The sequence below is a fragment of the Mycolicibacter icosiumassiliensis genome, assembly GCF_900078685.2.
In the GTDB taxonomy this organism is placed as follows: Bacteria; Actinomycetota; Actinomycetes; order Mycobacteriales; family Mycobacteriaceae; genus Mycobacterium; species Mycobacterium icosiumassiliensis.
Genome location: NZ_LT546166.1, coordinates 1 through 23,353, shown reverse-complemented (window position 1 = coordinate 23,353; position 23,353 = coordinate 1). Strand labels below are relative to the sequence as shown.

Annotated in this window: 17 protein-coding genes, 2 pseudogenes and 1 riboswitch; of the genes and pseudogenes, 9 read left to right on the top strand and 10 right to left on the bottom strand. The window is 67.5% G+C overall.

All coding sequences use genetic code 11. The annotated features are described in order from the left end of the window. The first annotated feature begins 103 nt into the window (after positions 1-103). From BN4346_RS07065 to BN4346_RS06865, 3 genes are read left to right on the top strand one after another with little or no spacing between them, the layout of a single operon-like run. Positions 104-595: a hypothetical protein gene (locus tag BN4346_RS07065; protein ID WP_067966489.1), complete on the top strand. Its 492-nt coding sequence runs from the start codon at positions 104-106 to the stop codon at positions 593-595. Between the two features lie 10 nt (positions 596-605). Then, complete coding sequence (locus BN4346_RS07030; protein ID WP_235653496.1) at positions 606-4,934, top strand: cation-translocating P-type ATPase; 4,329 nt, start codon at positions 606-608, stop codon at positions 4,932-4,934. Further along, positions 4,931-5,206: a hypothetical protein gene (locus BN4346_RS06865; RefSeq protein WP_067966486.1), complete on the top strand. Its 276-nt coding sequence runs from the start codon at positions 4,931-4,933 to the stop codon at positions 5,204-5,206. The genes BN4346_RS07030 and BN4346_RS06865 overlap by 4 nt, the downstream gene beginning before the upstream one ends. A gap of 23 nt (positions 5,207-5,229) precedes the next feature. Here the strand turns inward: BN4346_RS06865 and BN4346_RS06850 are convergent, their stop codons facing one another. From BN4346_RS06850 to BN4346_RS06245, 3 genes are all read right to left on the bottom strand, one after another. Next, positions 5,230-5,424 carry an Rv1535 family protein gene (locus BN4346_RS06850; RefSeq protein WP_067966483.1) on the bottom strand — a complete coding sequence of 65 codons (195 nt, stop codon included), beginning with the start codon at positions 5,422-5,424 and terminating at the stop codon, positions 5,230-5,232. 224 nt (positions 5,425-5,648) lie between these two features. Further along, positions 5,649-5,817, bottom strand: a riboswitch (M-box (ykoK) riboswitch). Between the two features lie 203 nt (positions 5,818-6,020). After that, a complete protein-coding gene (locus BN4346_RS06355; RefSeq protein WP_067966480.1) occupies positions 6,021-6,446 on the bottom strand; it encodes a DoxX family protein in 426 nt (141 codons plus the stop codon). 219 nt (positions 6,447-6,665) lie between these two features. Then, a complete protein-coding gene (locus BN4346_RS06245; protein WP_067966477.1) occupies positions 6,666-8,423 on the bottom strand; it encodes an MFS transporter in 1,758 nt (585 codons plus the stop codon). 246 nt (positions 8,424-8,669) lie between these two features. Here BN4346_RS06245 and thiC point away from each other — a divergent pair, with 246 nt between their 5' ends. From thiC to BN4346_RS05835, 3 genes are read left to right on the top strand one after another with little or no spacing between them, the layout of a single operon-like run. Then, the gene (thiC, locus tag BN4346_RS06230; RefSeq protein WP_067966473.1) at positions 8,670-10,313 is read left to right on the top strand and encodes a phosphomethylpyrimidine synthase ThiC; all 1,644 of its coding nucleotides are present in this window, start codon (positions 8,670-8,672) and stop codon (positions 10,311-10,313) included. Continuing rightward, positions 10,313-11,152, top strand: a complete 840-nt coding sequence (gene thiD / locus BN4346_RS06035; protein ID WP_067966469.1) for a bifunctional hydroxymethylpyrimidine kinase/phosphomethylpyrimidine kinase — start codon at positions 10,313-10,315, stop codon at positions 11,150-11,152. Before thiC ends, thiD begins: the two co-directional genes overlap by 1 nt. Continuing rightward, the gene (locus BN4346_RS05835) at positions 11,149-11,775 is read left to right on the top strand and encodes an alpha/beta hydrolase family protein (RefSeq protein WP_067966466.1); all 627 of its coding nucleotides are present in this window, start codon (positions 11,149-11,151) and stop codon (positions 11,773-11,775) included. Before thiD ends, BN4346_RS05835 begins: the two co-directional genes overlap by 4 nt. A 130-nt stretch (positions 11,776-11,905) precedes the next feature. Here the strand turns inward: BN4346_RS05835 and BN4346_RS05735 are convergent, their stop codons facing one another. Next, positions 11,906-12,085, bottom strand: coding sequence for a hypothetical protein (locus BN4346_RS05735; protein WP_067966463.1), 180 nt, complete (start codon positions 12,083-12,085; stop codon positions 11,906-11,908). Between the two features lie 106 nt (positions 12,086-12,191). On the opposite strand from BN4346_RS05735, the gene BN4346_RS05720 reads away from it, so the two are divergent. Further along, on the top strand, positions 12,192-13,676 hold the full coding sequence (locus tag BN4346_RS05720; RefSeq protein WP_067966461.1) for a flavin-containing monooxygenase: 1,485 nt from the start codon (positions 12,192-12,194) through the stop codon (positions 13,674-13,676). Between the two features lie 33 nt (positions 13,677-13,709). Here BN4346_RS05720 and BN4346_RS05445 read toward each other — a convergent pair whose 3' ends face one another. The 4 genes and pseudogenes from BN4346_RS05445 to BN4346_RS04305 all read right to left on the bottom strand — a co-directional run. Next, positions 13,710-14,996: a TetR/AcrR family transcriptional regulator gene (locus tag BN4346_RS05445; RefSeq protein WP_167666187.1), complete on the bottom strand. Its 1,287-nt coding sequence runs from the start codon at positions 14,994-14,996 to the stop codon at positions 13,710-13,712. A gap of 134 nt (positions 14,997-15,130) precedes the next feature. Then, positions 15,131-16,588 (bottom strand): M28 family peptidase, encoded by a 1,458-nt coding sequence (locus BN4346_RS05385; protein ID WP_067966457.1) that lies wholly within the window; start codon positions 16,586-16,588, stop codon positions 15,131-15,133. Next, complete coding sequence (locus BN4346_RS04390; RefSeq protein WP_067966540.1) at positions 16,585-18,042, bottom strand: M28 family metallopeptidase; 1,458 nt, start codon at positions 18,040-18,042, stop codon at positions 16,585-16,587. Before BN4346_RS04390 ends, BN4346_RS05385 begins: the two co-directional genes overlap by 4 nt. A 78-nt stretch (positions 18,043-18,120) precedes the next feature. After that, positions 18,121-18,360: pseudogene (locus tag BN4346_RS04305) on the bottom strand (SGNH/GDSL hydrolase family protein); the annotation flags it as partial. 54 nt (positions 18,361-18,414) lie between these two features. Between BN4346_RS04305 and BN4346_RS03825 the strand changes: the two are divergent. Beyond that, a pseudogene (locus BN4346_RS03825) lies at positions 18,415-19,677 on the top strand (tetratricopeptide repeat protein); the annotation flags it as partial. 73 nt (positions 19,678-19,750) lie between these two features. Here BN4346_RS03825 and fgd read toward each other — a convergent pair. Then, positions 19,751-20,785 (bottom strand): glucose-6-phosphate dehydrogenase (coenzyme-F420), encoded by a 1,035-nt coding sequence (fgd, locus tag BN4346_RS03820; protein WP_067966451.1) that lies wholly within the window; start codon positions 20,783-20,785, stop codon positions 19,751-19,753. 43 nt (positions 20,786-20,828) lie between these two features. Here fgd and BN4346_RS03800 point away from each other — a divergent pair, with 43 nt between their 5' ends. Continuing rightward, positions 20,829-21,587 (top strand): MBL fold metallo-hydrolase, encoded by a 759-nt coding sequence (locus BN4346_RS03800; RefSeq protein WP_067966447.1) that lies wholly within the window; start codon positions 20,829-20,831, stop codon positions 21,585-21,587. 9 nt (positions 21,588-21,596) lie between these two features. Here the strand turns inward: BN4346_RS03800 and BN4346_RS03740 are convergent, their stop codons facing one another. Next, positions 21,597-23,003, bottom strand: a complete 1,407-nt coding sequence (locus BN4346_RS03740; protein ID WP_067966537.1) for an MFS transporter — start codon at positions 23,001-23,003, stop codon at positions 21,597-21,599. Between the last annotated feature and the right edge of the window lie 350 nt (positions 23,004-23,353).

Sequence of the window (23,353 nt, the reverse complement as noted above, 5' to 3'; positions counted from 1 at the left end):
CCCGCAGTTCTATGAATTCGGTGTGGATCCCGGACCGATCGCGAAATCGCGCATAAGATAGGCGGATTATCCAATTTGCTCATTTGAAGGGCAGGGAATTCCCATGAACGCCGTCGCAGGGACGGTAAGAAAGGTGGCCGGAGCGGCGAACCGCGCGGTCACCATGACCACTGAGGCGGCCGGAGCGATCGGCGGGGCCGCAGTCAACGGGGTAATCGGCGGCGTCAAGGGTGCGGCGGGCGGCGTGCAGCGCGGACTGCGCACCGGCAGCCACTCGGCCCCCGCGGCCGCGCTGACCCTGGGCGCCCTCGGCGTGACCGGGCTGGTCGAGTGGCCGGTACTGGTCGCGGTGGGCGGCACCGCCCTGGTGCTCAAGCAACTGACCAACCGATCCGATGACAGCAAGGCGCCGGTCAAGGCCCCAGCTGCGCCCGCGCGGCCGCTCAAGGCAGCGCCGTCGGCGAAGGCGACGAAGCCGGTGAAACCGGCAAGCTCAGCCACTTCCGCCACGTCATCGCGGCGTAGCCCGCAGCCGAAGAAGACAGCGGCACGGCAATCACGCAGCAGCGCCAGCAGCACCCGCACCCGCCACTAATCGGGTACGAGTGAATTTAGACTCACCGTTGGGAGCCGTCCGCCGCTCATGGCCGCTGCGCGCAGCGAATTTCGGTGTCCAACTGACCTCAGCGCTGATCGATGCCTCAGTCCAGACCGCTGCCGGGGTAGCCGCAGCTGTCCTGCCCAACGGCGACGGGGGGCCGGTGCTGTCCCGCCGGTGCTTCCGCGGCGAGGGCCGGGCCTGGGTCGAGATCCGTGGGCTCGACGACCCCGCCGGCGACGAACTGGCGACCGCCGTGTTGGGTGCCGCCCGCGCACTTCCCGGGGTGGTCTCGGTCCGCTTGAACCACCCGTTGTCGCGGCTGGTGGTCGGGCTCGACCCGACCGCCGGCAGTGACGTCGTATCGGTGCGCGAGCTGTGCCAGGTGGTGTCGGACACCGAGAGCCAGTACCGCGCGGATCGATCCCGTGGTCATGCGCCGGTGAGCCTGCCCGGTGATGGGATGACCGAGACGCTGCGCGCCTTGACGGTCGGCGCCAACATCGCCGGCTTGGGCGCGGCGACGGTGGGCCGGTTGCTGCAGCTGCCGGGCCTGCCACTCGGCCTGGAAGCCGGCGTGGTCGTCGTCGACTACCAGCCTCGACTGCGCCGGCCGCTCCGGGACGGTCACCGGCGGATGCTCGGCGTGCTGGGCGAGCTCCGGCTCGTGGCGGCGCCGCGGCCCCCGGGTCCGGTGGAGCGCCACCTGACCCGCAGCGCCTGGGCGCAAGTCCTGGGCGCCGGGGTGGTCGGCGCCGCGACCCGCAGTCCGGATCTGGCCGGGACCGCCGCCGCGGTGACCGCGCCGAAGGCCACCCGCACCGCACGCGAGTCGTTTGCCGCCACCCTGGGCCGCGGTCTGGCCAATCAGCACGGCACGGTGGTGCTGCGGCCGGGCAGCCTGCGTGAACTCGATCGGGTCGACACCGTGGTCATCGATCCCCGCGTGCTGTGCGGGGACACCTTGCGGGTGATGCAGGTGCGCGGCGCCGACGACGACGAACTGCGCGCCGTCTGGGCGCAGGCCCTGGCCCGACTGACCGACGCCGACCTCAAACCGGGATGGCATCGCATTGGTCCGCGTTCCGGTGTGCAGGCCTCGTTCCAGCCCGCGCTGCTGCCGCTGGCCTCCGCGGTGGTGACCGAGGCGCGCCGCGCCGACGTCGAGGTGGTCTCGGTGGAGGCCGAAGCGCTCGGGGAGCTGCGGCCGGTCTTCGACGAGATCCGGCCCCTCGATGGCGCATCGGTAGACCAGGCGCTAGCCGCCGCGGTAACCGCCTACCAGGCTGAAGGCCACGACGTCGCGGTGCTGTCCGCGGTTGCCGTCGAGGCTCTGGCGGCGGCCGACGTGGCGTTGGGCGTGCTGCCGGCCCAGGGCGTCCCACCCTGGTGCGCCGATGTATTGCTGACCGACCTGGCCGCGGCGTGGCGGGTGCTGCACGCCTTGCCCGCCGCCCGCTCCGCCAGCCATCGTGGCGTCGAAATCGCCACCGGCGCTACCGCATTGGGCTCGCTGCTGATGCTGCCCGGGGTACGCGGCAGCGGGCCGGGGCCGGTGACCACTGGTGCGGCGGCCGGCGCACTGTCGGGGTACTGGCTGGCCCGCCGTGCGGTGGATGCCGCAGTGCCGCGGCCGGCGGCCGTACACGAATGGCACGCGATGTCGATCGACCAGGTACGGACGGTGTTACCCCCGCCGGAGCTGGAGGAGCCGACTAAGACCCACCATGCGCCGGCCGCGGCAGCCGCGCTGGCGGCGGTGGATCTGGCTCGCCGCGGGGCGCAGGCAACCGCGCCGCCGAGAATGCTTCGACAGTTCGCCCAGGCTGTGCGCAGCGAACTGTCCGACCCGATCACGCCGGTACTGGCGCTGGGAGCCGCGGCCAGCGCGGTACTGGGTTCACCCGTCGACGCCATGCTGGTCGGTTCGGTGTTGGGCGGCAACGCGATGCTGGCCGCCGCACAGCGGCTCATCGCCGAGCGCCGGCTCAGTGTGCTGTTGAACGAACAGATTCCCCCGGCGCGCAAGGTCCTGCCCGATGGCAGTCACTGCGAGATCCCGGCCGAGGAACTGCTTCCGGGCGATGTGATCGAAGTGCATGGCCATGAGGTGGTGCCCGCTGACGGACGGTTGATCGAGGCGGTCGATCTGGAGGTCGACGAGTCGTCGCTGACCGGCGAGTCGCTGACGGTGGTCAAGCAGGTTGAGGCCACTCCGGGCGCCGATCTGGCGGACCGGGAATGCATGGTCTACGCCGGGACCACCGTGGTGACCGGAACCGCGGTGGCGCTGGTGACCGCGACCGGCGGCGATACCCACGGGCGTCGGGCGGCCGAACTGGTGGCCGGCGATCAGTCCGCGATCGGGTTGCAGCACCAGCTGAGCCTGCTCACCAGCAAGGCCTGGCGGATCAGCCTGGCCGGCGGTGCGCTGGTGACCGGCCTGGGCATGGCCCGCCGGATCGGGTTGCGTCAGGCGGTGGCCAGCGGGATCGCGGTCAGCGTCGCGGCCATCCCCGAGGGGCTGCCGCTGGTGGCAACCCTGGCGCAGCAGTCTTCGGCGCGGCGGTTGAGCAAGGCCGGTGTGCTGGTGCGGGTGCCGCGTTCGGTGGAGGCCCTCGGCCGCGTCGACGTGGTCTGCTTCGACAAGACCGGCACCCTGAGCAAGAACCGGCTGCGGGTGTCGCAGGTGCACCCGGCGGCCGGTTTCGCCGAGCACGACGTGCTGCGCTTCGCGGCGAGCGCGGCGCCGGTGTCCAACGGGGTCCGCCAGGTGCATGCCACCGACACCGCCATCGTGGAGGGTGCCGACGCCCGCGGCGCGGCGGCACCGCCTGGGCCCGCGGCGCATCTGCCCTTCCGCTCGGGGCGTCCGTTCTCGGCCTCGATCCGGGGAACCGAACTGACCCTCAAGGGCGCCCCGGAAGTGGTACTGGCGTGCACCGGGGCCGGCCCGGCCATCAAGAAGTCGGTGGCCGCCCTGGCCGCCGACGGCCTACGGGTGATCGCGGTGGCCCACCGGGAACTGACCCCCGCACAATGCGCAGCGCTGGGCGAGGACCCCGAACCCGACGAGATCGCCGAGTACTGCCGCGAGGGACTGACATTCGTCGGCCTGCTCGGGTTGTCCGACACCCCGCGCGACGAGGCCGCCGAACTGCTCGCCGACCTCAAGCGCCGCCAGATCCCGGTGCGGCTCATCACCGGCGACCACCCGCTGACCGCCACCGCGATCGCCCGGGAGCTGGGACTGGAGGTCGACAGCGATCAGGTGATCAGCGGCGCGCAGTGGGATGCGTTGTCCCGCAAGGGCCAGGAGCTTGCGGTAGCCGAGCGCGTGGTGTTCGCCCGGATGTCTCCGGAGAACAAGGTGCAGATCGTCCAGACTCTGGAACGCACCGGCAAGGTGTCGGCGATGGTCGGCGACGGAGCCAACGACGCCGCGGCGATCCGGGCCGCCACCGTCGGGATCGCGGTGGTCGCGCACGGCAGCGAAGCGGCCAGCACCGCCGCCGACGTGGTGCTGCTCGACGAGCGGATCGACACCCTGCTGGATGCGCTGGACGAAGGCCGCGAGCTGTGGCAGCGGGTACAGGCCGCGGTGGCGGTACTGCTGGGCGGCAATGCCGGCGAGGTGGCGTTCGCGATCATCGGTAGCGCGCTGACCGGCCGCTCGCCGCTGAACGCACGTCAGCTGCTACTGGTCAACATGTTGACCGACGCGCTGCCGGCCACCGCGCTGGCGGTCAGTTCGCTCAACGAGCAGGCCGCCGCCGGCGGGCATGGTCCCGACGAGCGCGCACTGTGGCGCACGGTGGCCGTGCGCGGCGTGACGACGGCCTCGGCCGCCGTGGGCGCCTGGGGGCTGGCTTCGGTCACCGGGCGTCAGCAGCGGGCCTCGACGGTGGCGTTGGTATCGCTGGTCGCCACGCAGCTGGGACAGACCCTGCTGGACTCGCGTGATCCGCTGGTGGTGGCGACCGCTGTCGGCTCGCTGGGCGTGATGGGGACGTTGATCACCATCCCCGGCATCAGCCAGCTGCTGGGCTGCACCCCGATCGGGCCGCTGGGCTGGGCCCAGGCACTGGGTACGGCGACGGTGGCCACCGTCGGCGCGGCTGTGGTACCCCGACTGCTGTCGGGGACGCAAGACGACACGGCCAAGCCCAAGGAGTTCATCGTTCCCGGGCCGCGCCAACCGGACCGTCCGCCGGCCTCACCCGACGGTCACCCGGCGCCTCGGCTGCGGCTTGTGCACAATGGGGACACTGGCTCTCGCCGCGGAACGGTCGCGGCTCAATCATCCGGCGACCCGTCGCCACCAGGAGGTTCATGATGGCGGAAAAGCCGCGGCGCAGCGCATCCCAGCGAGAGGCAGTAGCCCACATTCGCGAGGCAGAGGGATTCGCCGTTGAATTGCCGCTGTTCGGCAAGGTGACGGTGCCGCGGCCTGAGCAGTTGGCCTATTACGGCGGGCTGGCGTTGCTGGCGGCTTTCGAGATCATCGACTGGCCGGTGGCCGTGGCGGTGGCTGCCGGCCACATTCTGGCCAGCAACCACCGCAGCGAGGTGCTCGAACAGCTCGGCGAGGCGTTAGAAGACGTCTAGCCGAGGTCCAGCCTCGGTTGGGCTCAGCTGTTGACGGTCAGCACTCCGACGCGCCACAGGAGTGCGTACATCTGGTGCAGCGGGCCACTGAGCAGGCGAGTAGTCATGTCGACCACTGGGTCTGAGGCAGGCGCGGCAGGACGGCGGTCCAGCTTCGCCGCCGTGTTGATGGCACGCGGGGCCGGAGCCGTGATGTCGGTGTAGGCGATTGCAACCATGATGGCCTCCTAGTCGCGTAACGGTGCTACGCGCTCAGCTGGAGGCCGGAGTCTCAGCTGGAGGCGGTATGCGACCGTTCGGATGGGGACGGAACAGATGTCAGATATCGGCTCGGACTATCACCGGAACTCATTCGTCCCTCACCTCCTCTCGGTCGCGGGCGCGCAGAGACGCGCCGGTTTCACCGCATGCTCAGGAGGGCAGTTCCGACGACTGTCGGAAGACCGCACCCCTCTCGTCAGAGCTTTGGCACTGCACGGCGTGTCCCAATCCGGGAAGCCACTTGGGCTCAACCCTTAAGCCGGGAGGAGCTGTCCTGACCCGGGGCGTCTTTCGACGTTCGGGGTCAGTGGCCTATGTCCGTGCAGACGCCTCACCTAACGAGGTGCTTGCACGGTCCATAGTGCACCACCGACGGGGCCCGGTCAACTCCACTCCATTCGGGCGTGTCGAGGGTCTCTGACGTGCAGCAATGGCGCCAAACCCCCCGTGCACGGATTGTCACACCAGTCACTCTGGCACCAGAACGAGATCACAACGGTCCGGTTCTGCGACCCACGCAGAACCGGACCGTTGGGCTTCGCGACGGTTCGTGTCAGCTTGTCAGCGACGCGAACAACGGGCCGGTCAGCTGTAGCCCGGTACTGGCCCCGGCGGTGGCAAAGAAGCCAAACAGCGCCAGGGCGGCACCGGCCAGCGACACGTCCTTGTTGAACTGGATCTGCTCGCCGGCCCTGGCCTCCGGATCCTGTTCGTTCCAGAACGGATGCATGATGAGCGCGGTCGGCAGCAGGAAGACCGCCAGCATCAGCGCACCAAGATCCGCCCAGGCGCCCAGGATCACCAGGGCCGCTCCGGTGAGCATCCACGCGCCCGACGCCAGCACTGCGAGCCTGCCGGGCCTGATGCCTTTGCTTTCGGTGTAGGCCGCCATCACTGCGGTCTGGGTGAAGTGTCCCAGCGCACCTCCGACAAACACCGCGCCGAACAGGATTCGACCGACCAATATCACGATGTCCACGACGGACCCCTCTCCAAACTATATAGTTGCTTCGTCAACTACAAAGAACCCTAAATAGGACATGGTTGATTTGTCAACTAAATTTTGTTGCTGCATGTGACCACGGAAGTACGCCAGTCATGGCGCGCGGGACCGGCTCGATGGCGATGACGCCAGCTAGTTGCTGGCGAAACCAGCGTCCGCGAAATCCGCGAAAAGCCCTTGGCGGGCGGGGTGGGTTCAGTCCTTCAGGTTCAGCGGCTCGACGGCGTAGTGCCCCGGCGTCCGCCAGGACGCGAGCGCCCCGAGCAGCATCATGACCGCGGCGGCGGCAAAGACCACCGCGAGACCGGCATGGAACGGTCCGGAGATCAGCTGCGGGAAGAAGTTGTGCCCGGTCAACGCCTCGACATCAACACCCGGCGCGGCCAGCGCACCCGAGGGCTCCAACAGTTCGGCAATCGGGTTGTAGCCCAGAAATGCCGCGAACAGGCTGCCCACCGGCGGGGTGTTGGCCACCTGATCGGCGACACCGGCCGGCACCCCCTGCAGCTGCAACCCGGCGCCCAGGGCCGTCGGCAACGTGTTCGCCAGCCCGATCACCATCAGCGAGAAGAAGATGCCGATCGACAACGAGGTGCCGGCGTTGAAGAACGTGGCCCGCACGCCGGAGGCCGCCCCCCGCTGATCGGCCGGAACGCTGGACATGATCACGGCACTGTTGGGCGCAGCGAAGATCCCGCCACCCAGGCCGTTGAGGAACACCAGCACGGCGAACGCCCGATAGTCGAAGTTGACCGGAAGCAGAACCAGCGCCACGAACGTCGTCGCCATCAGCAACATGCCGCCGACGGTGAACGGGCGGGCGCCGTGGCGATCCGACAACGAACCGGCCAGCGGGCCCGCCAACAAGAATCCGGCCGTCATGGGCAGCAGGTAGATGCCCGCCCACAACGGCGTCGATTCATAGCTGTAACCGTGCAGCGGCAACCAGATGCCCTGCAGCCAGATGATCAGCATGAACTGCATGCCGCCGCGCCCGATCGCCGACAGCAGCCCGGCCGCGTTGGCCATCCCGAATGCCGGAATCGCGAAGAGCCGCACGTCGAGCAATGGTGCAGCGACCCGTAGCTCGATGAAGCAGAACAGCCCCAACAGCGCCACTCCGAGCCCGAGCGAACCCAGCACGGCGGGACTGGTCCAGCTGGTCGGCGAAGACCCGTGCGGCTGAATGCTGTAGGTGATGGCGGTCAGCACCACCGTCAGCCCCAGCCCGAGCGTCGCGGTCCCCGCCCAATCCAGCTTCGCCGTCGCCCGTTCACCGAGTTCGTGCAGTGAACGCAGCGACCAGACGGTGCCCAACACTCCGATCGGCACGCCGACCCAGAACACCGCACGCCAATCCCATTCCGAGAGCACGCCGCCGATCAGCAGACCTACGAACGACCCGGCGACCGCGGCCACCTGGTTGACACCCAGGGCCATGCCGCGCTGATTGGCCGGGAACGCGTCGGTGAGGATCGCCGACGACGACGCCATCAGCATTGCCCCGCCGACGCCCTGCACCACCCGCCACGCAATTAGCCACTGGGCGCCGCGGCCCATGTCGAACGGGTCGATCGACAGCGCGATCGCCGCGACGGTGAACACCACGAAGCCCAGGTTGTAGATGCGCACCCTGCCGAACATGTCCCCGAGCCGGCCGAAGAACACCACCAGCACAGCCGACACCAGGAGATAGCCCATCAGCAGCCACAGCAGGTAGCTGACGTTCGCCGGCTCCAGCGGATTGAGGCCGATGCCCCGGAAGATCGCCGGCATCGAGATCAGCACGATCGAACCGTTGATGGTCGCAAGCAGGACACCCAGCGTGGTGTTGGACAGTACGACCCACTTGTAGCGCGGGTGGTCGCGGTCGTAGCGCAATCGGCGGCGAGTGGTGGCGACCGCGCCCGAGTCCTGGACGCCGGTGTTCACCTGCTCTATCTGCGCCGTCATGTCTCTCCCAGCTACCTCTAGCCCAAGCGCATATGTTAGCTAAGCAAATGATCAGTTACCTAATTGTCGCCCCGGCGCCCTCGGCGCCTTACGCCGACTGCTGTGCTGCGATAGCGTGGCAGTGCACGAATCGCCAGTGCAGAAATCGAAAAACCGCGGGAGCGCAACCAGTGCGCTGAGAGGACGGCCGGGGCCGTCGACCGTACGAACCTGACCGGGTCATGCCGGCAAGGGAGAGGAAGAACTATGACTGACGTTGCAGTGGAGCCGCAGGTCACCACCGGGCCCATCCCCTACAGCGAGAAGGCCTACCGCGAGATCGAAGCTCCCGGCGGCGTGAGGATGAAGGTGCCGTTCCGGCGGATCAACCTGACCACCGGTGAGCACTTCGACGTCTACGACACCTCCGGTCCCTACACCGACGCCCATGCCGACATCGACTTGCACCGCGGCTTGGCTCCGCGGCCGGGCGTGGTGACCGATCGCGGTACCCAGCTGCAGCGCGCCCAGGCCGGTGAGATCACCGCCGAGATGGCCTTCATCGCCGCGCGCGAGGGAGTTTCCGCCGAGCTGGTCCGCGACGAGGTCGCCCGCGGACGGGCGGTGATCCCGGCCAACCACAATCACCCCGAGCTGGAGCCGATGATCATCGGTAAGGCGTTCAAGGTGAAGATCAACGCCAATATCGGCAACTCCGCGGTGACCAGTTCGATCGCCGAAGAGGTGGACAAGCTGGTGTGGGCGACCCGCTGGGGCGCCGACAACGTCATGGACCTGTCCACCGGCAAGGACATCCACGAGACCCGGGAGTGGATTCTGCGCAACTCCCCGGTGCCGATCGGGACCGTGCCGATCTATCAGGCCCTGGAGAAGGTCAACGGCGACCCGACCAAACTGACCTGGGAGTTGTACCGCGACACCGTGATCGAGCAGTGCGAGCAGGGCGTGGATTACATGACCGTGCACGCCGGGGTGCTGTTGCGGTATGTGCCGTTGACCGCCAAGCGGGTCACCGGCATCGTGTCGCGTGGCGGTTCGATCATGGCGGCCTGGTGCCTGTCGCGGCATCAGGAGTCCTTCCTGTACACCAACTTTGAAGAATTGGCCGATATCCTGGCCAGCTACGACGTCACGTTCTCCCTCGGCGACGGGCTACGGCCCGGTTCGATTGCCGACGCCAACGACGAAGCCCAGTTCGCCGAGCTGCGCACCCTGGGCGAGCTGACCAAGATCGCCAAATCTCGTGGCGCGCAGGTGATGATCGAGGGCCCGGGCCACGTCCCGATGCACAAGATCGTCGAGAACGTGCGGCTGGAAGAGGAATGGTGCGACGAGGCGCCCTTCTACACGCTGGGACCGCTGGCCACCGACATCGCGCCGGCCTACGACCACATCACCTCGGCGATCGGCGCGGCGATCATCGCCCAGGCCGGTACCGCGATGCTGTGCTACGTGACCCCCAAGGAGCACCTGGGGCTGCCCGACCGCAAGGACGTCAAGGACGGGGTAATCGCCTACAAGATCGCCGCGCACGCCGCCGACCTGGCCAAGGGACACCCGGGTGCCCAGGATCGGGACAACGCACTGTCCAAGGCACGCTTCGAGTTCCGCTGGTATGACCAGTTCGCGTTGTCCCTGGACCCGGACACCGCACGCGAGTACCACGACGAGACGCTGCCCGCCGAGCCCGCGAAGTCCGCACACTTCTGCTCGATGTGCGGCCCGAAGTTCTGCTCCATGCGGATCAGCCATGACGTACGCGACTACGCCAACGAGCACAACCTGCAGACCCAGGACGACATCGACGCCGCGATCCAGAAGGGAATGGACGAGAAGTCAGCCGAGTTTGCCGACCACGGCAACCGGGTGTACCTGCCCCTGTCCACCTAGTGGATTTCCTGCCACTGACCCCACCGGGGGCGACACCGCTGCGGATACTCACCGTTGCCGGATCGGACTCCGGCGGCGGCGCGGGCATTGCGGCCGACATGCGCACGTGCGCGCTGCTGGGGGTGCACGCCTGCGTCGCGGTTACCGCCGTGACGGTGCAGAACACCTTGGGAGTCAAAAGCTTTCATGAGGTTCCCGCCGATACCGTCGCCGCCCAAATCACGGCGGTGGTGCCCGATATCGGGATTCAGGCCGCCAAGACTGGGATGCTGGCGTCGGCGCAGATCATCACCGCGGTGGCCGCGACCTGGCGGGACCTCGGGCTGACGGTTCCCTTGGTGGTCGATCCGGTGTCGGCGTCGATGCACGGCGATGCGCTGCTGGCGTCGTCGGCGCTGGATGCATTGCGCGACAGCCTGTTTCCGCTGGCTACCCTGGTGACCCCGAACCTGCACGAGGTGCGCCTGCTGGTCGGCATCGATGTGGTGGACGCCGCTTCACAGCGGGCGGCCGCACGGGCGCTGCATGCCCTGGGCCCGCAGTGGGCACTGGTCAAAGGCGGGCACCTGCCCTCGGCGGAACACAGTCCGGACCTGCTCTATGACGGCAAGGACTTTTTGGAGTTCCCCGGCCCGCGGGTGGCCACCGGCGACGACCACGGCGCCGGCGACACGCTCGCGGCGGCCTCGGCGGCGGCGCTGGCCCACGGCTTCAGCGTTCCGGACGCCGTGGCCTTCGCCAAGCGCTGGGTGACCGAGTGCCTGCGGGCCGCCTACCCGCTGGGTCACGGGCACGGCCCGGTCTCGCCGTTGTTCCGGTTGGGACCCGGCGCCTCGTGAGCCTGGAAGAAATAGCCGGTTTGGACGGGCTAGTCCACCGCCCCACCAAAGCCCCCACCGGAGTGGTGTTGCTGACGCACGGCGCCGGAGGGGATCGTGATTCGCCTATGCTGCAACGCCTCTGCGACCAATGGTGTCAACGCGGTTTCCTGGCGATCCGCTACAACCTGCCGTTCCGGCGGCGCCGCCCCAAGGGCCCGCCGTCCGGGTCGGGCACCGGCGATCGAGAGGGCATCACCGAGGCGATCGGGTACGTCCGCGCGTTGGCCGACGGCCCGCTGATCGTTGGCGGGCATTCGTACGGCGGCCGGCAGACCTCAATGGTGGTGGCAGCCGGCGGGGTTGCGGTCGACTTGCTGACACTGTTTTCCTATCCGCTGCACCCGCCGGGCAAACCCGAGCGCACCCGCACCGAGCATCTGCCCCAGATCGGGGTACCGACGGTGTTCACCCACGGCAGCTCAGACAGCTTCGGCACCGGCGCCGAGATTCGCGCTGCCGCCGCGCTGATTCCCGCGCCGCATGAGGTCGTCGAGATCACCGGTGCCCGCCACGATCTGGCGTCCAAGACGTTGGACGTCCCGGTGCTGTCGGTCGATGCGGCGCTGCGACTGCTGGGTTGAACCCGCGGTGTTGATGGTCCGGCCGCGGCGCAGATCGGCCGCCACCCCCGGGGCATAGCCGAACCCCGCGCATCCGGTGGCCATATCGAAGGCAGGCACGCCCCGCGCGCCGAGGGCGACCGGCGAGCCCTCAGCGGTCGTAGTCGTCCTCATCGGTGGGCACACCCCGATGCTGCTCGACCACATCGGCGATGTCGGCGTGGTCGCCGACGGAGATCTCCGGGCCCGGCATTTCGTCGTCGGACTCCATCGCCGGGACCGCCTGTTCGGCCACGTCCGCGTCACTGGCTTCAACATTGCGGCTGGTCATGACTGCCTCCCGAAATCGTGAACAGCGGGCAATCTTCATTGTCTCTCATCGTTCGGGCCGCCCGGGAGCTTCGCTGGTTACCCGTGGGTCAGGTACCTTAATTTTTATGAGTACGGAGCAGTTCGACGTCGTCATCGTGGGTGCGGGCTTCGGCGGCATGGGCGCGGCCATCGAGCTGAAGAAGCTCGGCTACGACAACATCGTCCTGCTCGAGCGTGAAGGCGACCTCGGCGGAACGTGGCACGTCAATCACTATCCCGGCCTGGCCGTCGACATCCCGTCGACCACCTACGCGTACTGGTTCGAGCCGAATCCGTACTGGTCGCGGATGTTCGCACCCGGCGAGGAAATCCGGCAGTACGCCGAGCACGTCGCCGACAAGTACGACGTGCGCCGCCACATGCGGTTCAACACCACGGTCGCCGGAGCCCACTGGGATGAGGACGCCCGGCGCTGGCTGGTGGCCCTGGCCGACGGGCAGACGCTGAGCGCCCAATTCCTGATCACCGCCACCGGTTTCCTGTCCCAGCCGCGCAACCCGGACATCGCCGGGATCGACAGCTTCGCCGGAAAGGTGGTGCACACGGCCGCCTGGGACCACGACTACGACTTCACCGGCCGTCGAGTCGGGCAGATCGGCACCGGCGCCACCGCGGTGCAGCTGATTCCGCAGCTGGCCAAGACGGTCGCCGACCTGACCGTGTTTCAGCGCACCGCGATCTGGGTGGCGCCCAAGATCGACTTCCGGATCCCGGCGGGGCTGCAGAAACTGTTCGCCCGGGTTCCGTTCGCCCAGCGGATGATGCGCTTCATCAGCGACTACCTGCTGGAATTCATGACGGTGACCGCGGTGTTGAACTACCCCGCTTTCCGGCGGCTGTCGATCGCCGGGATGGACGCGTGCAAAATTCACCGGTTCGTCCAGATCCGCGACAAGGAACTGCGGGCCAAGCTGACCCCGACCTACGACATCGGCTGCAAGCGGCCCAGCTGGTCGAATGACTACTACCGCAGCTTCACCAAGCCGCATGTGCACCTGGAGACCACCGGCATCGAGCGGATCGAGCCGGACGGCATCGTCACCGTCGACGGCCGCAAGACCGTGATCGACACGCTGGTGCTGGCCACTGGATATGACCTGTGGGAGGCAAACTTCCCGGCGATCGAGATCGTCGGGAGGGACGGGCGCAACCTGGGTAAGTGGTGGCGAGAGACCCGGTTCCAGGCCTACCAGGGCCTGTCGATGCCGTATTTCCCGAACTTCCTGAGCCTGGCCAGCCCGTACGCGTTCTCCGGCCTGTCGTTCTTCAACACCATGGAATACCAGATGCGGCACATGGGCCGGCTGTTCGGCGAGGTGGCGCGCCGCAACGCGACGACGTTCGAGGTCACCGAGGCCGCCAACACCCGGTTCCTGGACGCCATGACCAAAAGGCTGGACCACACGGTGTTCTACGCCGGGGACTGCACGACGTCGCGGTCCTACTACTACAACCCCAGCGGCGAAGCGACCCTGCTGCGGCCCACCACGGTGCGCAACGCGGTGCGCGACGGCTCACATTTCCCGCTGGAGGACTACGAAATCGCCTGATCCATCAGGCGGTTCAGCGATTTCGCCGGCTCCTCAGTTCTGGTCGACCCCGGCGAACACGATGGACTCCATCAGCCTGCGCAGGCAGGCCTGCGCGTAACCCGGACCCCCGGCGAGGAACCCCTGGCCCGGGATCTCACCGCCGCGGGCAACCCGGGCCAAGTCGTCCACCAGTGCCGCCAAGGCATGCACCAAGAATTTCGCGTGCATCGTATCCAGATCCGGCCTGATCGCCATCAGCGGTCGGGCCCAGGTTTCGATGAACGCGCGCTCGGAATCGCGCAGCAGCTCACGCTCGGCCGGCGCCAGGTTCACCCGCTCGGTGTCATAGACCGACGCCAACTCGGGGTTGGCGAACACCGTGGCCACATAGGCCTCGATCAACCGGCGCAGCGCCTCGTCCGGCGCGGCGAAGACGCCGGCGATAGCCGCCATCTCCCCGGCTATCCGATCCACGGCACGCTGCAGCCCCGTCGTCAAGATGTCGCTCTTGCTTGAGAAATAGCGGTAGACGCCGGATGCTGGGACGCCGACGGCGTCGGCGATCTCGGTGACGCCGGTCTCGGCATAGCCCTGCTTGCCGAACAACAGGACCGCCGAGTGCAGTAGCGCCTCGTACGGTCCGGCGTCGGGCGTGAAGATGCGCCACACCGAGGGCCGATTGACGCCGATCTCGTCGGTTCCGGGCAGCTGCGCAGCGACCACTGATCGCGAGGCCGCGATGAGCAGCGGCTTGATCTCGTCGTCCGGGAGCTGCAGTCGGTGTCCGATGATGCTGCCGGCGACACTGACCAGCGCCACCGTCAGAGTCCACTGCTCCAGGGAGTTCAGCTCCGGACGCATGACGCTGATCGGCCGCTTCAGGCGCGTACCGACCGTGTTCATCTGCATCATGAGCTTGGCGTGGTCCTCAGGCTGCAGGTAGCGAGCCTGCCAGCGGAACAACCCGCTGGCCTCGCGGTTGAGGATCGATGACGTGATGAGCCCGTCGACGGCCTGATCCAGCACTGCCGGCGCCTCGTCGAGCATCTCAGCATCGGACAACTCGTCGACGAACTCGGTGCAGTCCACCAACTGCTGACCGAGCGAGCCGACGACGACCGAGAACATCTCGTACTTGCTGGGATAGTGCCGATACAGCGCCGGCGCGGAGATCCCGACCTTGGAGGCGATCGCCTCCATGCTGGTCGCGTGGTAGCCCTGTGCACTGAACGTTTCCGCGGCAGCACGCGTGATTTGCGCCTTGCGGTCTTTGGGGCGCCGCTTTATGCGGGCACCAGTGCGTCCGCCAGGGTCGTTCGTGGCACCAAGCGTGGTCACCACCCCTCCCGATCAACTCAGGCCAGCTCTGTCACGTGCACAGCATTATTAACACAGCCGGGTAAACGGGCTACAGCGGACACAATATCGAGCCCGCCCGTACGTACCCCGACGCGCCCCGCCCAGTGCGGGGCTTACGGGCCCAGCGGTGCCCGGTGACGCGTGTCACGGGCCGGGACACCGTTGGGTCCGCCGATGGACTGCGCATAGTTGGCCACCGCAAACGCCACCGCGGCGCCGGTCAGCGCCAATGCCCGTTGATTGATCTGTTCAACCGTGTCACCGGGGCCGCGATAGTTCGGGTCGAACGCGGCTCCGGGCTTTCCGCCCCACAGCCGGGCCTGTGCGGTGGTCTTGAGTTGGGAAGCGCCGGTGGTGATGCCCCCGATGGGCACCCCGGCCACCACGAACGGGCTGTAGTCGGTGTCGCTGCTCAGCGGCATATCGGCGGGCCGCACGCCCACCAGGTTGAGGTAGCCGGCCAGGATGCGTTCGATACCGCCCGATCCCACCGGCACGTCGGCGGGGGTGATGTCACGGCTCGGCAGCGCCGACTGGTCGCCGTCATAGGTGAAGAAGCCGGGATTCGGGGAGGCCAGCGTGTCGAAGTTCAGGTACAGGGCGATGTCGTTGAGCTGGTCGCGGTCGAGCCCGAAGACGTAGTCGGTGGAACCACCGAGCTGTTGCTCCTGGGCGCCCCAGAACGCAAACCGGACCGCGTTGGTCACCGCCGGCTCCGGGCCCAGCTGCAGCGCGGTTTCCAACACCGCGGCCACCCCGGAGCCGTTGTTGTTGATCCCCGGGCTGCCGAGCGCACTGTCGAGGTGCGCTCCGACCATCACCACGTCACGCTCCGAACCGGTTTTCGTCTGCGCCAAGATATTCCGAGAGGTGATCTTCATGGTGTGGGCATCCAGCACCAGCCGCACCGTCCCGGTCGCGCGGCGCAGCGCGCTGTCACCGTCACGCCCGGCCACCGCTACCGGCATCGTGAGTTGGTCGTAGTACTCGGCAGGGAACAATCCGGCGGGCGCGCCGTTACGGCTCGGCAGGCTCACCACGACCAGTGCGGCGGCTCCACGCGCGGCGGCCACGTTCTGTTTGACCACCACCGAGCAGCCGGCGTCACTGACCACGGCGATCCCGCCACGGGGCACTTTCGGCGGGTAGTCGGCGGCTGCGCAACCCGAAGACCGCGTCGGGCGCACCACCGGACCGCTGACGCCGCCGGCCGGTGTGCGCACCAGCAGCGAGGCCTGATCGACCGGGTAGCCAACCCCGGCGACGGTCAGTGTCGGCTTGCCGGCTGAGACGGTGTCCAACCTGATGAGCTCGGGTGTCGTCACCTCGAAGCCCTTGTCGCGCAGGGCGTTGGCCACGTAGTCGGCGCTGGCGTCGAACCCCGGCGTGCCGTCAGCCCGATTCCGTTGGTGTTCGTCGGCGATCTCCTGCAGTCGCTGCAGATGCGTAAGCATCGCCGCGACGGTGACCTGGCTCGCCAGCCGATTCGACAGCGGCGGGCCCGTGGGCTCCGGCGAGCAGCCCGTCAGTACGCCAACAGCGACCAGCAGGGCTCCCGCCGGACGGATCATGGCTGGGTGAGGAGGTGACGGGTGCGGTCGTCGCGCACCGGGACCCCGTTGCGGCCACTGAGATCCTGGGCATACAACCCGACGGCGTACGGCACCCCTCCGCCGTTGATGGCCAGTTCATCGCGGTCGATGTTCGCTATGGTGTCACCCTTTTGGTGATAGTTCGGGTCGAAGGGCTCATCGGCGGTGCCGCCCCACAGCTTGGCCTCCTCGGGCGTTTTCTTCACCTCCGCGCCGGAGAACAATCCGCCGGACGGGATACCGGCCTGGGTGAACCCGTCGTAGTCGGACCGGCCGTCGAACGAGGTGTCCCGTGGCTCCTTGCCGGCCGACTTGAGGTAGGCGACCATGGTCCGCTCGATGCCGGCCGAACCTTCCGGCACCACGGGCTGGCCTCGCTTGTCCGCCGGCAGCGACTGGTCACCGTCGTAGGTGAAATAGCCCGGATTCGGCGAACCCAGCATGTCGAAGTTCATATACAGCGCGATGTTCTTGAGTTGCTCCTCGTCGAGCGACTCGACGTACTTGCGCGAGCCGATCAGGCCGAGCTCCTCGGCGCCCCAGAAACCGAACCGCACCGCGTTGCGCACCTGCGGCGAATCTCCCAACTGCAAAGCGGTTTCCAGCACCGCGGCAACACCGGAGCCGTTGTCGTTGATGCCCGGACCCTCCGGAACGCTGTCCAGGTGGGCTCCGAGCATGACAATGTTCTCGGTCGATCCGCTCTTGGTCTGCGCGATCACGTTGCGTGACGGGATGTCGTCGGTGTGCGCGTCGAGCTTGACCGTCATCGCCCCGTGCCCGTCGCGCAGCATCGCGCCGTCAGCCTTGGTCACGCTCACCACGGGCACCTTGACCTCGGTCTGCTCACCAAGGGTGCCGCCCATCTTCGGTTCATCGACACTGTCGGCCACCACCAGCGCCACCGCACCCAGCTCGACGGCGACGGCCATCTTCTCCTTGAACGGGCAGGTACCGCGGTCTACCAGTACGACGGCGTCTTTGACCGTGAGCCCCTGGTAGTCCTCGGCGCTGCAGCCTGGACTGTCGTCGGCCGGCGCCGCGACCAGCGGGCCGGTGACACCGTCGGGCGGGGTGCCGAGGCTGTACATCAGCGCACGGGCCTCGACGGTCTTGTCACCCAGATGCACCGAGCCCGGCTCGGACTTGAACACCCGGGCAGTGAACTCCGGGGTCGCCACGTCGAAGCCATGCTCGCGCAAGGTGCTGGCCACGTACTCGACGCTGGCGTCGTAGCCCGGGGTGCCGATGGCACGAGTGCCGTTGTTGGCGTCGGCGATGTCCTGCAGCTTCTGCAAGTGGGCCATCATGGCGTCGATGGTGACCTTGCCGCGCAGGCTGCTGGCGAATTCAGCGGCCGCGGCGGGATCTGCTCCCTGCTCGGTGTTTTCCGGGGTGCGGCTGCAGCCGGCGCTGAACAGCGCACCGACCATCACGACACCGAGGGCAGGGATCAACTTCGACTTGTAGTCCACCGCCCCCACGTTAGTGGGTAGGCGGCCCGCCCGAAGTCAGGCCCGCCCGCTCCACTGCACGGCGACCAACTCGGCAACCGCGGCCATACCGGCGGCATTGGGGTGAAACGGCCATGGCCGCCAGGGCAGCGGCAGGCCCGCTCCCACCGTCCAGGGCCGCGCTGACCACGGGTGGTGCTCCCGGCTGACATGTCCGGCGCGGACCAGCTCACAGCCGGTGGCGGCGGCCGCCGCGGCGGTATGGCGCTCCAGCTCGTCGGCGACGTGACGGGCCAAGGTCACCACGTCCACGTTGTGGTCGACCGCCAGATACACCCAGCCCAGTCCGCCGTGGGCCGCACCCTGGCCGCGCTGACACTGAAGCTGCGCACCCGTGACGGCCGCTACGTCGAGGGACTGCCCGACGACGACCCAGTCCTGAAGAAGTACGACTCCTACCGCCGGCTGCTGCGCCGGGCCATCGATCCCGACCCGCGCCGGCGGTTCACCTCCGCCGAGGAGATGTCCGCGCAGCTGATGGGTGTGCTGCGCGAAGTGGTCGCCCGTGACACCGGGACACCACGGCCCGGACTGTCGACGGTGTTCACCCGGTCGCGGTCTACCTTCGGTGAGCACCTGCTCGTCGCACACACCGACGTCTACCTGGACGGGCACGTGCACTCCCAGAACCTGACGGCGCGTGAGATCGTGACCGCCTTGCAGGTACCGCTGATCGACCCGGGTGACGTCGCCGCCCCACTGCTGTCGTCGATGGAACTCAGCGAACCGGTGCAGACCCTGGATTCGCTGCGCGCGGTGCGGAACAGTTCGCTGGAGTCGGAGGGCATCGACCTGTCGGAGTCCATCGGGCTGCCGCTGATGGAGGTGCGTGCACTGCTGGACCTCGGCAATGTCACCAAGGCCACCAGCAAGCTCGATGACCTGGCCGAGCAGGTCGGTTGGCGATGGCGGCTGGTCTGGTTCCGTGGGGTGGCCGAACTGCTCACCGGCGACTACGAGGCCGCCCGCAAAGATTTCACCGAGGTGCTCGACATGTTCCCCGGCGAGCTGGCGCCCAAGATGGCCCTGGCTGCCACCGCCGAGCTGGCCGGAACCGACGACGAGCGCGGCTTCTACGAGTCGGTGTGGCGGACCGACGACAGCGTGATCTCGGCCGCCTTCGGTCTGGCCCGCGCCCTCTCCGTGGAAGGCGACCGAACCGCGGCGGTTCGCACCCTGGACGAAGTTCCCGCCACCTCAAGGCATTTCACCACCGCGCGGTTGACCAGTGCGGTGACGCTGCTGTCGGGACGTTCGTCCAGCGAGATCACCGAGGCCCAGATTCGTGATGCCGCACGCCGGGTGGAGTCGCTGCCGGACACCGAACCGCGAGTGCTGCAGATCCGGGCGCTGGTGCTGGGCGCGGCGATGGACTGGTTGACCGAGCACGAAGCCAGTACGAACCACATCCTCGGATTCCCGTTCACCGAGCACGGGCTGCGCCTTGGCGTAGAGATGGCGCTGCGCGCCCTGGCCCGGTTGGCGCCCACCCAGGAGCATCGCTACCGGCTGGTCGACACGGCCAACGCGGTGCGGCCGATGAGCACGTTCTAGATCCGATGACCGTGGGCAGCCGGGTGACCCTGTCACAGACCACGGTCAAGGATGCGCCCGACCCCGGCTGCGGTTACGCCTGACCGGCCCCCGAGGCTGCGCCCAGCCGACGCAGCCGCGGCTCCAAGTCGGTCTTGAACAGCTCCAGGAAACGGCGCTGGTCGTGCCCCGGAGCGTGGAACACCAGGTGGTTCAGGCCCCACTTCACATACTGGCCGACCTGTTCCACGGCCTCGTCCGGGTCCGAGGCGACGATCCAGCGTTTGGCGATCTGCTCGATCGGCAGCGCGTCGGCCGCCTTCTCCATCTCGATCGGGTCGTCGATGGAGTGCTTCTGCTCAGCCGTCAATGACAGCGGCGCCCAGAACCGGGTGTTGTTCAGCGCCAGGTCGGGGTCGGGGTCGTAGGAGATCTTGATCTCGATCATCTTGTCGATCGCGGCGGCGTCTCGCTCCGCGGCGGCCGCGCCCTCTAACACCGCCGGCATCAGCTTTTCGGTGTAGAGCTCCTCGCCCTTGCCGGAGGTACAGATGAAGCCGTCGCCCACGCGCCCCGCGTACTTCGCCACCGCCGGCCCACCGGCCGCGATATAGACCGGAACTCCCGACTCCGGGACGTCGTAGATCGAGGCGCCCTTGAGCTTGTAGTAGTCGCCGTCAAAGTCCACCCGGTCACCGCGCCACAGTTCGCGCATCAGCCGCACCGACTCACGCAACCGCCCGAACCGCTCCTTGAACTCGGGCCACTCGCCGGTGAAACCGGTGGCGATCTCGTTCAAGGCCTCACCGGTGCCGACGCCCAGGAAGATCCGCTGCGGATACAGGCAGCTCATGGTCGCAAAGGCCTGCGCGATGACGGCGGGGTTGTACCGGAACGTCGGGGTCAGCACCGAGGTGCCCAGCACGATCTTGCTGGTACGCTCGCCGACCGCGGTCATCCAGGCCAGCGAGAACGGGGCGTGCCCACCTTCGTGGCGCCAGGGCTGGAAGTGGTCGCTGACGGTGGCACTGTCCATGCCGTGCGCCTCGGCCGCTACACCGAGCTCCACCAGCTCCCGTGGTCCGAACTGCTCTGCCGATGCCTTGTAACCGAGTTTGAGTTCCGCCATTCCATCTTTTCTACTCTCCCGTCACCTTTCTAAACTCACGGGCATGGGTGAGAAGCTCGTGGAGCTCGTTCCGGTGACCGAGCGGGTGTACTTGGCCCGCGGCGAAGCCGTCAACTGGCTGCTGGTCACCGATGACAGCGGAGTCATGTTGATCGACGCCGGCTACCCCGGCGACCGCACCGACGTGTTGGCGTCGCTGGGCGCCCTGGGCTATCGCCCGGCCGATGTGCGGGCGGTGTTGCTCACCCATGCTCATGTCGACCACTTCGGTGCGGCGATCTGGCTCGCAAAGACGCACGGCACGCCGGTGTACTGCCACGCCGACGAGGTCGGCCACGCCAAACGCGAGTACCTGGAGCAGGTTTCACCGCTGGCACTGGCCCCGCGCCTGTGGCGGCCGAGCTGGGCGCTGTGGAGCGCGCACGTGGTGCGCAGCGGCGGCTTGAACCGTGAGGGCATTCCGTCGGCGCAACCGCTGACCGGCGAGATCGCCGCCGGACTGCCCGGCCAGCCGGTCGCCATCCCCACCCCCGGTCACACCCGCGGACACTGCTCGTATCTGGTCGACGGCGTTTTAGCCAGTGGAGACGCGTTGATCACCGGTCACCCGGTGCTGGCGCACACCGGACCGCAGCTACTGCCAGAGCTGTTCAGCCACAGCCAGGAGGACTGTCTACGCAGCCTCAGCGCGCTGGCACTACTGGAGACCGAGATCCTGGCACCGGGTCACGGCGATGTCTGGCACGGACCGATCAAAGAAGCCGCCGACGCCGCGGCAGACCAAGCCCGCCGCGCCAGATGACCACTTTGGTCAAACCTGCTCCGAATCATAAAGAACCGCAACGGGTTGCACGACAGACTTGAGATGCCTCGGCATCATCGGGAGACGAACGTATCGCTGCCACGTCAGTATCGCGGCGACGGCATAGACCGCCAGGAATATCGCGAAGGCGTAGGTTGCCGACCCGGTTGACTGGTAGGACTGGCGCAGCGCGAGGTTGATTCCAACGCCGCCGAGGGCTCCGACCGATCCGGTGAGCCCGATGAGGGCGCCGGAGCGGGCGTCAGACCAGCGCCGCCGGCCGACTTCATCAAGGTCCAGCGACCGACTGCGCGCGTCGAAAACGGAAGGAATCAGTTTGAACACCGAGGCGTTACCCACCCCGGCCAGGATGAACAGCGAGATAAACCCAATAACGTAACCGGTCACCGTCATAGCATTCGTGGCGCCGGGCACCTGGTCACCTCGAACGCTCAGCACCACGAGCGCGCCGGCCGCGATCATCATGCCGGCCAACACAACGACGGTGACTCGTCCGCCGCCCACCCGGTCGGATAGTTTTCCCCCCGGGACGCGTGCCAGCGAACCCAGCATCGGGCCGACGAAGGCGATCTGCAGTGCGTGCAGGGAAGCCGCCGCCGAGCTTTGGCCGCTGCGCTCGAAAACGATGTGCAGCACCTGGCCGAATGCGAACGTGAAACCAATCCACGAGCCGAATGTGCAGATGTAGAGCAGCATGATCAGCCAGCTGTCCGGTACCCGCAGGATCGAGCCGACGTGGCCCATTTCGATGTGGTGGTCGAGGTTGTCCATGAACAGAGCCGCGGCGGTCGCGGCAACGACCAACAGCACCAGGTAGATCGCGCACACCCAGTACGGCTGCCGGTTGCCGGCGACGGCCAGCACCACCAGCCCGACCACCTGAACAGCGGCTGCTCCGAGGTTGCCCAGACCGGCGTTGGTCGCCAACGCCCACCCCCGCAGGCGCTGCGGGTAGAACGCATTGACGTTGGCCATCGATGCGGCGAAATTGGCGCCGCCCAAGCCGGTCAGCGCCGCGCACAGCAGGAACATCCACAGCGGCTGGCCGGGATGCTCCAGCAGCAAGATGGTGGCCAGCGTTGGGATGATCAAGACCAAAACGGAGAAGATCGTCCAGTTGCGACCGCCGAACTTGGCGATACCCAATGTGTAGGGCACTCTCATACACCCGCCGACGAAGGTGGCGGTAGCGCCCAGCAGGAATTTGTCTCCGGCGGTGAATCCATACACCGCCTGCGGCATGAACATTGCCATCACCGACCACAAGGCGAAGATCGAGAAGCCGACATGATCGGCGACGATGGTGCAGATCAAGTTGCGGCGTGCGATCAGCTTGTTACGCGCCTCCCATGTGGCGACCGCTTCGGGATCCCAATGCGTTATGCGGCGTGTGATCACAACGTAACCTCCTGGAAATAAACGGCATTCACGCCGGCCGTCGCAACGAGATCGGCGGCTCTCAAATTAGAGTTTCTTTCCGGCAATTCACTGTGTACGGACTGGAAGATCCTTGTCGGATAAGCCTGCGAAGCAAGGTAAGTGGCGAACATCACGCGGAGTCTTGCCGTCGTGACCGCTCGGTCCGATTCGACCTACCGCTAACCTCGATTTTTCATAGTGGGGTTGACCCCTGATGGTGGACACAGGGTCAGGCGGCTTGTGCCGTCTGAGTGATCCGGTTCTCGTATTCGATCGGGGGGATCATTCCGATCGCTGAGTGGCGCCGGCGTCGGTTGTAGACCCGC